Below are 9,380 nucleotides of genomic sequence, written 5' to 3'. Positions count from 1 at the left end.
CAAAACCCTCCTCGCTCCCACGCTCTGCGTGGTAGCGCCAGGACCCAACCACAGACACGATTCCTGTGGTTGGCTATGCATTCCCACGCAGAGCGTGGGAACGAGGTTCCTGGTGGGTTTTGCGACAGCCTCGAAGGCGGGGATCCACGGCAGCGATGGATTCCCGCCTTTGTGAGAATGACTGAGGTAGTATAAATCGGCATTTCCGCGCCTCCGCAGGCCGCAAACTACCCCACCCGCCCAGGCATCCTTGCCCCTGTTTTCCCTGCTATAATTTTTGAACTTTTGGCCTGTTTATGTTGCACGGGGTGTCTGTATGGAAGGATTGGCGATAAGTGCCACTAAATATTCTGCGGTTCCGTCAGATGGGAATGTTGAACTCGGTTCCGTTGATTCCGGTCAACCCAGTCCCAGCTCTACCTCCTGCCTTTCTGGCCGTAATGTGGTGTTGGCAGTGGTCGTTTTTTCCTGCATATGCGTTGCGGCTGGTGTGGCAGCCTTGGTGTTATGGTCTTCTGATGACGATCAGCAGGAGTCGGAGGGCTTAGCAGGCAGGAACATAACAGCAGTAATGAACACGACCAAAATAATGGTCGAATCGGTTACTAAGTCGGCTACCGAATTGGTTACCCAGGTGGTTCAGTCGTTTACCGAAACCGCTACCAACAATCCTGTCACCTGTTGGCGTAATTGCCCCGTTATTTATCAGCCAGTCTGCGCCAGCGATGGTAAAACATACCCTAGCTCCTGTGTACTCGATAGGTTTAAGTGTATTAAAGGTGTGCAAGATTATTTTATTGTGGATCAAGGTGAGTGCCCGCCCGTTACGCCTTCACCCTGATGATAAAAATGCGGAACCGGTTCACCCGCTACTCATAACCATCAATAACACCGCTTTGGTAATAACCGGCTCAGTCGTAGAAAAACGGCAGCTCAGCTGCCATTGGGCATCAGGTTTATCAGGTAAGACCTTTTGCGACGTCGAAGAACGTGGGAACGGGGTCAGGAACCGTAACCCCCACCCACACAAGGAAAGGCGTCCGGATCCATCTGGTTAATCCACTCACTGACCAGGTCAACACCTTTGCCATGACTGAGAGACCGGCCAAGCTCCGGCATCATCTCGCCAGGTTCAAGCGTTGCCATCCGATAGGTCAGAATGGATTGATCCGCATGTCCCGGCAGGATGTCCACAGGCCGGTTTCCTGCGCCTTTACCGGCGGCAATAGGGCGCTTACAGAAACCCAGTCTGGCATCCAATGGGGTATCCATGGTCAAGAACAGCCCACTGGTTCGGGCGGCACCTTGCTGGTTGTGGCAATGGCTGCAGTTAGCATCCAGGTAACTGCGCGCCCGGTTAGCCAGTGTTTCACCTGGTCTGCCATTGGGCCAGAGCGCGTTTTGTGGTGCCCCTGTCAGGTTTTCTAACCCATCTAATAAATTATTACGAATCAGATAGGCCAGCTGGTTGTCTTCACCGGAGGCATAGGTGAAATTCCGGTTAAGGTGACGAATCTTTGGCCCTAAAGGTTTCACTACTTGCCTGTTGTCGTCTTCTGCATGGCAGCCGGCACACTGGTTGGCATCCGGAGTAATATAAGTAAACGGTGTCTCCTCTTTTGAGTCGTTAATCCCTGTGACACTGAGCTGTTTACTGTCACCCGCCCACTCCAGAACCGCATCGGTCTGTTGCTCATTCCATACGTAAGGCAGAGCTATCCATCCCTCTTCCTGATGTACCAGCAAACGAGTTTCAATCAGCCGAGCCTGTTCCAGAGGTAAGCCTTCTTTAGGATTAAACAGCGACTGATCCCCTTCACTGGCGAGCAATACAGTCCTATTACTACCAGAAACCGGGTAGTAGAAAGTTTTGCTGATAATAGTGCCCACGGGATACTGTATTTCACCATCAACAACACGGGCTTTCTTTCCTTCAGGCATCCAGAGAGTACGCAGTTTGCTGGCATAATCCGTAAACAGTGGTGTGTTCAGGTCATAGGGAATAACTGACTCTGGCAGTGTGATTTTTTTACGGCTGATCTGTAGCACATTCCACTGACTGAGGTTTTCCGGATAGTTATCCCCCGAGGTCATCAGCAGCGGCTGGGGTTTGTCACCACAGCCTGCCAATACCAGGGCTAACAGCAAAACCGGGAAAACCTTTATCCAGGCAGAAACCCTGATAACTGCAGGCATACATCAGCCCTCCATAGTTGGCGGCAGAGAAATAGCCGCCAGTTTGGGAACAGAGCAACGGTGAGCGGTCATATCAGTACTGATATTGCTGTAGTTATTGCCCGCATCTACATTAACAATACCGCTGTCACCATTATCAATACACAGTGCCGGTGTTTTGTTTTCAGGGTTTACGATGCCATCCCAGAGGATATCGGGCAGGCTGCCACTGAAGCCAAACTCGGCAATTTTAAGGGCCTTGAGTTCCATGCGATCGGGGCTGTCACCACCGCCTTCAAAGCGGTTGTCGTAGACATAAATGCTTTCAGGGTAGGGATCAAAGTCTTTAGCCAGTTGGTAATTTTCATCATAACCGGCGGTGTAGTAACTGCTGACGATGATATTGGCGGTTTTGTTATCTTTGATGTCGTTGTCAAATATCTCGACATTGTCGTTAGAGTTGATCAGCACTCCGGAACCGGCAGGTACCGCGGCAACCGCGGTTCCTTCCGTGCCAAAGTTTTCATAATTATTGGCAACGATCTGGTTGTTATAAATCCTTGTGGTATGTCCGGGTTGCTTGAGGTACGGCATATTGAAAATCAGAATGCCACCGGTGTTATTGGTGGCTACGTTGCCATAAACGTCAGCACCAATGGTGTTTTCGATCTCAATACCGGCCACATTGTATTCTGCCCGGTTGTTGCGAACGATGACGTTTCTGGATTGACCTACATAAATGCCGGCATCCGAAGCGCCAATGGCAACAGAGTCTTCGATCAGCGTGTTTTCAGTCTGTACCGGGTAAAGACCATAGGCGCCGTTTTTATTATCCGGGCCGTTGGTCCACTCGACCCGAACCCTGCGGATAACAATATTTTTACCCTGGTTGATTTTTATGGCATCGCCTTTGGTATCTTCGATGGCCAGATCTTCAACGATAAAGTCACTGGCATTAACCAGCAGGCCTTCAGCTCCCGCCACCTGTCCTTTATAGGAGAGGATGGTTTTATCCATACCGGCACCGCGAATGGTTACCCCATCCACATTAAGGGAAAGGCTGCGATCAATGCTGAACGTCCCTTCAGGCAGTTCAATAACATCGCCGGGTTTTGCCTTGATCAGTTGAGACTGGAGATCTTTGCGGAAATTTTTGGCAGCTTCTGTCGTCTGGATTGCCTCCTGGGCACTTTCCTGTCCACAGGCGGAAAGTAATAAAGCAGTAGCAGTGACTGCCAGCACAGAACGGATTTTCAAAAGGGGCATCCTTATTCTTATTGTTGTTTTACGAGCGCTTAGGAGTTCAGGGTAACGCAGGGCGGAGGAGATAATCTGACTGAAAATGCTAAAAAAACACCTGATTTTGAAATCAGTCAGTAAATTTCATAATTAGTCGGTCTCGCTTTGCTCTCGTTCCCATGGTCCTCCGTGGGAATGCATACCTTAGTCGGCAACAGGCGCGGAGTTAGCGGGGAGTGCTGGTATGCATTCCCACGCAGAGCATGGGAACGAGGTTTCTGGAGGGTTTTGCGACAGCTTCCGAGCGTGGGAGCGATATCATTTCTTTATATATGAAGGTTATCAGGATATTAATTCATGCCCGGATACAGGCTCTGTCTGGAAGCTGTGCTCTTTTCGATATTGGCTTGGCGTCATTTCCGTCCGTTCCTTGAAGGCCCGGTTGAATGCACTGAGCGAACGAAAGCCCGCATCCAGTGCAATAGTCAGTACTGGTAACTGGGCATCTTGCACAGAGATCAACCGGCAACAACTCTCCTGAATACGATAGCCATTAAGAAAGTCATTAAAATTCCGGTATCCCATTTGCTGATTAATCAGTTGCCGAAGCCGGTACTCCTGAATATCCATAAGTTCAGCCAGGTCGCTGATGGTAATACCTTCCTGACGATAAAGTTTCTGCGTCTCCATCATGCCTTTAAGTTTGTCTATCCATATATTGACAGATTCTGCCGGCGGCTCTGAGTCAGGAGGTGATGGCTGATCTGTGGGTATGGTTTCTGCCGTTGGCAAAGTTTCTGACTCGGGCTCGGAAAACAGCAACCCGGAGCGAAACTTCAGCAACCGGCCATAGAAAGCAAAGAGGAATATTGCCAGAAGTACGGGTTGAGCAAGTTTGAACACGGGAGGGCCACCGTTGAAGAACTGCTCCATGGTCACTACAACGGCAATATAAAAGCCGACACTTCCCAGCAGCCAGGCTCGTAATTCACGGCGGGATTCCACCAGATCATCCCGCATACTGCGGACAACGGTAATCAGCGCGTGGGCGATCAGGATAAATTCCAGCCATTGTGGAAGGCGGAACATCAACCAGTTGAATATAAATGAGGTATCAAGGCCGAAAAGATAAGCACCGACTCTACCGATAGCGGGTGAAAAAATAATAAATAAAGGAATAGCCAGAGTTTTTCTATTCAAACGAAAGTTGTCGTCAAATAGTAGCAGGCAGACCATCCAGAACAGGGTGGGGATCATGCTGCGAAACACGACACAGAGCCAGATCAGCCAGAAGTTTTCAGTCCGGGACTCAACCACCGGTTGTAGTAGATAACCCATCAGACTCACTTGTAACACAGCAAAACATACAGCCCGACAGTCTTTCACTCCTGGCAAGACCTGAAGCAAGGTCATCATGGCCAGTGAGAGGCTGAAAAAGGTGGCGGCAATTTGGTAGTCAGGCATCCTGATCCCCGTTTCCGACAAATTATTCTTATTTTTATGGCTGATATCCATTTGTCATCAACCCTTAACAATCGCTATGGTATACGCATAAAAAATAAATAAAAACTTTATCTTATAGAGCCTGATTATGCGTATTTTCTGTTTTGCTGTTTCCCTGATGTTCTCTGCTCAGGTATTTGCCTGGTCAAACCACACGTTAGTGACGTATCCGCTGGTGGCGACTCTGCCACAGGTTCGCGATGCAGCACCGGTGGCAGTGGAAAGTCTGGATAGTTTTTTGATGGCTAATGAGAAGGCGCTGGAAACGTTTCTGGATCAGCAGGAAAGCTGGATGCGGGAAAATCTCTGGCACTACGCCCCCCGTCCAGATGCGCTGGCATTCAAAGCGAAGGACAGCAGGAAAGATCTTCGTAGCCGTTTTACTCAGGCGGTTCGTATAAACCCCAATGCCAAATTGCCATTGTATTTACAGCTGCTCCCGGGAGATAAACGTCAACAGCCCGAGATAGACTTTGCGTCAGTCAGCACATTAGCAGACTCCGATTCCCTTGAAGGTGTGCAGTTTGTTCAGCTAATGCCGGGAGCAAAGGTAGCTCCGCTGGATGTGGTGAGCACGGCCAGTGTTGAACCTGATTATGGACTGGATATTGGTCTGTTTACTGACAGTAATACGGATTATGGGAAAGTATACGGCTTCGGTGAGCAACCGTTTGGTAATCCTAACCTGGACTACAGCACTCAGGCGCCTTTTCATATGGGCTTCTACCATGAAGCATCCATTGTTTACGCCTTTGGGGGCTTTCTTAAACGAACCTACCCGGAATACCGGATTCAGCTCTATAAACAGCTTTCTGAATTTGCCTTTAATCAGGGTCATGATTATTGGGGTTGGCGCTTTATGGGCTGGGGGCTGCATTACATTGGTGACTTCTCTAACCCTTATCATGTGATGCCGGTTCCGGGAAACAGTACTCTGGAAACGCTAAGAGTTGGACTGTTGAATATTATCGGGTTTCCGACTGCCCAGGAAAATGCAATTCAGCTGGCATCAAACCGCCATACGGTGCTTGAAAATTTTCAGAGTCTGGTGATGACCCAGGCATACCTGGAGCAGAATCTGGAGCACCCGACGATTCAGGCATTAACCCGACAGGGTGAAGCCCGTAAATTTAATAATCATCATATTGTTACGGTAATGTCACAGCTGTCATACGACAAAGGCCATGATATTCACAATGTGCTGGAGAGGGCGATGCCAGAAAACTATGTGAATGATCCGGCTGTAGAGTTTTCTGAATTGAATGCCAGGACATCATTACAGGAAACCGTACTACAGACATCGGGTGAAGATGGCTTTAACGCGTTGATTGATGTTATCACGGACTTACTGGAGGGTTTTTCTGACAATGGAGCCTCTTATATTGAGGCTATTTTGTCTGTAGATAACTCAAGTAACGATCAGTCAGAGTCCTAACTGGAAATGATTAAACGCTGCTAATATCTTGAGGTTATTACATGGATCAAGATGATGTATTTTGATCAGTATTGTCTTTTCAGGTAGTGCTGTACAAAAAACGAACAGTTATTGTGCATGGCTGGAAATAGTGGGGTGCAGGAACTTATCCACAGGTCATTCAATGGTTTGATCAATGAAATTGTTGATGACTAACGATTGAGCTATATGAACATAGCCTTATATGCATTTTGGAGCATCAGTAAAAAACCCGGTCTATGCCGGGTTTTTTTCAGAAGTTTTTCAGAGGGGTATGTAAGATGTTCAGTACTGATTTATCAGTGGCGGGTTTCGCTGGCAGGTAGAATATTCGGGTGATCCAGCCAGTCTTCCGGGTTGTCATCAATGGTGTCGACGGCTTCAGCTTCTTCGAGTTCTCCACGAGTAGCCAGCACGGCCAGCTCTTTGGCAAACTTCTGAAGCATGTTAATAACATCATCACGATGGTTGTTCAGGCTTTCGTCAATTTCAATACTGAACAGTGGTTCAGCATCATCCGTGTAATCTTCTTCCTCATCGTCCTTGCGAATAAGTACCATCTGCAGGCCGGAAAACTCATCATCACTGACTTCGGCCAGCTTAAAGGTAATGGACTGCGATTCCCGAAGAATAGACAGCAGTTTCAGGGCTTCGGCAGCACTAAGATCTCCGGCATCCACACGGGCTTCTACATACTCTCTGGCAGACAGGCCAGAGTCGATGTAGTTGTCTACCAGATCCTGAATACTCTTGTACTTGTTTTGGCTCATAGACCCTCCTGACAGCTATTTTAGCTGATGCCTGACAAAAAAGTTTGCCAGACGCCAAGGCGAGATTCACCAGAGATAACTCTGATTCCTGTTTTTCAGTGTACCTGATTAGCGATGAATGTATAGGGGTTAGTACTGATGAAGTTGGAGTGGTATGACTATAGTCTCAAGCTGATGTGGCTGGATACTTTGGTTACCAGCTATTTTGTTTTTTCAATGCTGATTTTTAATTCTTATCGCTATTTTAATGTGTCCAATCTTTGAGGCGCTGGTTACCAAAGCATGAACTTGTACCGACTGAACCTGAATCTTTTGCCTGGCCTCAAGGCGTTACTGGATACCCAAAGTGTTTCATTGGCTGCCAAGCAAATGCACGTTACCCAGTCGGCCATGAGCCGAACTCTGGCGCAATTACGTGAGGCTTTGAATGACCCGATTCTTGTCCGTGAGGGGAATCGGATATTTCTCTCTGAAAAAGCACTGGCATTGAAAGATGATGTGAATCGCGTGGTGACTGAAGCGAGCACCATCTTTGAAAACCAGCAGTTTGACCCCTGGATTACAGAAAAGAATTTCACCATTGCCGGGACTTACATTGTTCTTGAGCAGATACTTCCCCGGATTCTGCAACAGTTCTGGAAGCAGGCGCCTCATTTTAATTTTGAACTATTACAGTTCAGCCCTCAGCTGGATAAAAAGCTGGAAGCAGGGCAGGTGGACCTGGTTTTGGGGTATGTGGGTAAACCGCCGGCTGGTTTTAGCTATGAACCCTTAATGGAAGATACTATCTGTGCGCTGGTCAATGAAGATCACCCCATTTCAGAGGATGCCATTACGGTTGAAGATCTTGAGCATTATTCTGTGATCCGCCACTCTTCATGGATGGGAAGCCCGCACTTTATCAGAGACTATCTGGTAGGGCTCAGTGAAAACATACGCGTTGTCGCCAAGACGCCTAACCTGCCTATTGGTTTGCAACTGGTAAAGGATACCAGCCATATTCTGGTCACCATGGAGAAAGCCGCCAAGTCCAATATCTATGTACAGAATATGAAAAAGAAAGTGTTGCCGGGTAAGCCCCCCAGGGTTGAGTATTACGTGGTGTGGCCGGAATATTGGGAGCATAATCGGGCTCATCGCTGGTTCCGGGAGTTCATCATCAACCATTTTCGTCTTCAGCTGAAGGAGATGGAAAGGCAGAATGCACTGATGAACGAAGAGGACTGTATTACCATTCAGTAAGTTTATGAGAAAGCCGGAATGGTTGGGAGAATCTGACTCCGGCTTTTAATGATGAGTTTTGTTCTGATGAAGAGCTATAGGGAGCTCTGGAGTTAAAAGTATCTGTATTGATTGATTGTTCTATACTTGACCTTCTTAATTGATCAGCTAATAAGGTCGGCATGTTGTTTTTAATAAAAGCAAAAAAACTAATTCCTGTTTTATTGTTGCTATTTCCTTTGTATCTTCATTCAGAAGAGCCTGCAATTGAAATTATTATATCGGGAGCCAGCCATGCCGGAGGGCTTGAAAACGGACTGTCAAATCCCGACACTAAGGGGGCGTTACAGGGATTGGCTGACTTTGGTGTTGTTAATTACCCACATACTCTGGCCTATTTTGGCCCTCAAAAGGTTACAGAGGTCCCAAAATTAATGGCTCATCACTCTGTTTATACAGAGTTTCTTGAAAACGATCTTCGGGCGTTTATTAAAGCCAGACAATCAGTAAATCCAAAAGGTTGTATAGGTGTTATTCTTCCGGAGTTTGTCTGGTTAAGGTTTGTAACATCCTATAATCAGGATGCGTTCAATAATATAAAAAACAATAACTTTGATCCGGTGATTAACAGAGAGCCAATCACCCTTATTGAATATGTTACGGCTCTTAAAGGTGCCATTTTTGGCCAGATTTATTACCATCTTCGCCATAGGCCCACTAATATTTCTGAGTACAGTCACCAGATAAAAGAGTTGCTACGAAACTCTGTGGATCTTCTGGAGACCATGGGCGAGGAGCTGGGTGTGTTCTTTATGCCCGTCGGCCTGCCTCAGCAGCTCAGGGAAATCGGTGCGTTAAAAGATAATAGTGTTCACCTCTATGAGCCCATTGCAGAAATAATTTCTAATGAAAATCAGGGTTTTCTCAGTCACTATCTGACCGCTTTACTTTTATATGCATCAGGCCAAATGGATACGCTTAAAAAAATAAAATATTGGATAGATAACCCGCCACAATTT

The 9,380-nt window shown here is 47.3% G+C and carries 9 protein-coding genes; 5 read left to right on the top strand and 4 right to left on the bottom strand.

The genetic code is table 11. The annotated features are described in order from the left end of the window. A partial coding sequence (locus tag RM811_RS09500; protein WP_402523340.1) for a hypothetical protein occupies positions 1 to 195 on the top strand: 195 nt, incomplete at its 5' end. Positions 196 to 316: 121 nt separating this feature from the next. Beyond that, positions 317 to 841, top strand: coding sequence for a Kazal-type serine protease inhibitor family protein (locus RM811_RS09495; RefSeq protein WP_402523338.1), 525 nt, complete (start codon positions 317 to 319; stop codon positions 839 to 841). 161 nt (positions 842 to 1,002) lie between these two features. On the opposite strand, the gene RM811_RS09490 is transcribed toward RM811_RS09495, so the two are convergent. The 3 genes from RM811_RS09490 to RM811_RS09480 all read right to left on the bottom strand — a co-directional run bounded on the left by RM811_RS09490 (position 1,003) and on the right by RM811_RS09480 (position 4,878). Further along, on the bottom strand, positions 1,003 to 2,196 hold the full coding sequence (locus RM811_RS09490; protein ID WP_402523336.1) for an SO2930 family diheme c-type cytochrome: 1,194 nt from the start codon (positions 2,194 to 2,196) through the stop codon (positions 1,003 to 1,005). A gap of 3 nt (positions 2,197 to 2,199) precedes the next feature. Next, entirely contained in the window at positions 2,200 to 3,432 is a 1,233-nt protein-coding gene (locus RM811_RS09485) for a parallel beta-helix domain-containing protein (RefSeq protein ID WP_402523334.1), read from the bottom strand. Positions 3,433 to 3,756: 324 nt separating this feature from the next. Next, positions 3,757 to 4,878 (bottom strand): helix-turn-helix domain-containing protein, encoded by a 1,122-nt coding sequence (locus RM811_RS09480; protein ID WP_402523332.1) that lies wholly within the window; start codon positions 4,876 to 4,878, stop codon positions 3,757 to 3,759. 127 nt (positions 4,879 to 5,005) lie between these two features. Between RM811_RS09480 and RM811_RS09475 the strand changes: the two genes are divergently transcribed. Then, the gene (locus RM811_RS09475) at positions 5,006 to 6,352 is read left to right on the top strand and encodes a hypothetical protein (RefSeq protein WP_402523330.1); all 1,347 of its coding nucleotides are present in this window, start codon (positions 5,006 to 5,008) and stop codon (positions 6,350 to 6,352) included. A 317-nt stretch (positions 6,353 to 6,669) separates the two neighbouring features. On the opposite strand, the gene RM811_RS09470 is transcribed toward RM811_RS09475, so the two are convergent. After that, positions 6,670 to 7,140 (bottom strand): hypothetical protein, encoded by a 471-nt coding sequence (locus tag RM811_RS09470; RefSeq protein ID WP_402523328.1) that lies wholly within the window; start codon positions 7,138 to 7,140, stop codon positions 6,670 to 6,672. 282 nt (positions 7,141 to 7,422) lie between these two features. Here RM811_RS09470 and RM811_RS09465 point away from each other — a divergent pair, with 282 nt between their 5' ends. Together RM811_RS09465 and RM811_RS09460 are read left to right on the top strand one after the other, a co-directional pair. Then, positions 7,423 to 8,382: a LysR family transcriptional regulator gene (locus tag RM811_RS09465; RefSeq protein WP_402523325.1), complete on the top strand. Its 960-nt coding sequence runs from the start codon at positions 7,423 to 7,425 to the stop codon at positions 8,380 to 8,382. A 161-nt stretch (positions 8,383 to 8,543) separates the two neighbouring features. After that, a partial coding sequence (locus RM811_RS09460) for a hypothetical protein (protein WP_402523322.1) occupies positions 8,544 to 9,380 on the top strand: 837 nt, incomplete at its 3' end.

This window comes from Endozoicomonas sp. (assembly GCF_031844845.1).
Taxonomy (GTDB): domain Bacteria; phylum Pseudomonadota; class Gammaproteobacteria; order Pseudomonadales; family Endozoicomonadaceae; genus Endozoicomonas.
Note: the sequence above shows the minus strand (reverse complement) of the source record. Positions and strands in the feature narration are given on the sequence as shown.

Excerpts from the sequence above, each read along its gene's own strand:
- RM811_RS09495 (WP_402523338.1), top strand. The coding sequence starts at position 317 with ATGGAAGGATTGGCGATAAGTGCCACTAAATATTCTGCGGTTCCGTCA.
- RM811_RS09490 (WP_402523336.1), bottom strand. The coding sequence starts at position 2,196 with ATGCCTGCAGTTATCAGGGTTTCTGCCTGGATAAAGGTTTTCCCGGTT.
- RM811_RS09480 (WP_402523332.1), bottom strand. The coding sequence starts at position 4,878 with ATGCCTGACTACCAAATTGCCGCCACCTTTTTCAGCCTCTCACTGGCC.
- RM811_RS09475 (WP_402523330.1), top strand. The coding sequence starts at position 5,006 with ATGCGTATTTTCTGTTTTGCTGTTTCCCTGATGTTCTCTGCTCAGGTA.
- RM811_RS09470 (WP_402523328.1), bottom strand. The coding sequence starts at position 7,140 with ATGAGCCAAAACAAGTACAAGAGTATTCAGGATCTGGTAGACAACTAC.
- RM811_RS09465 (WP_402523325.1), top strand. The coding sequence starts at position 7,423 with ATGAACTTGTACCGACTGAACCTGAATCTTTTGCCTGGCCTCAAGGCG.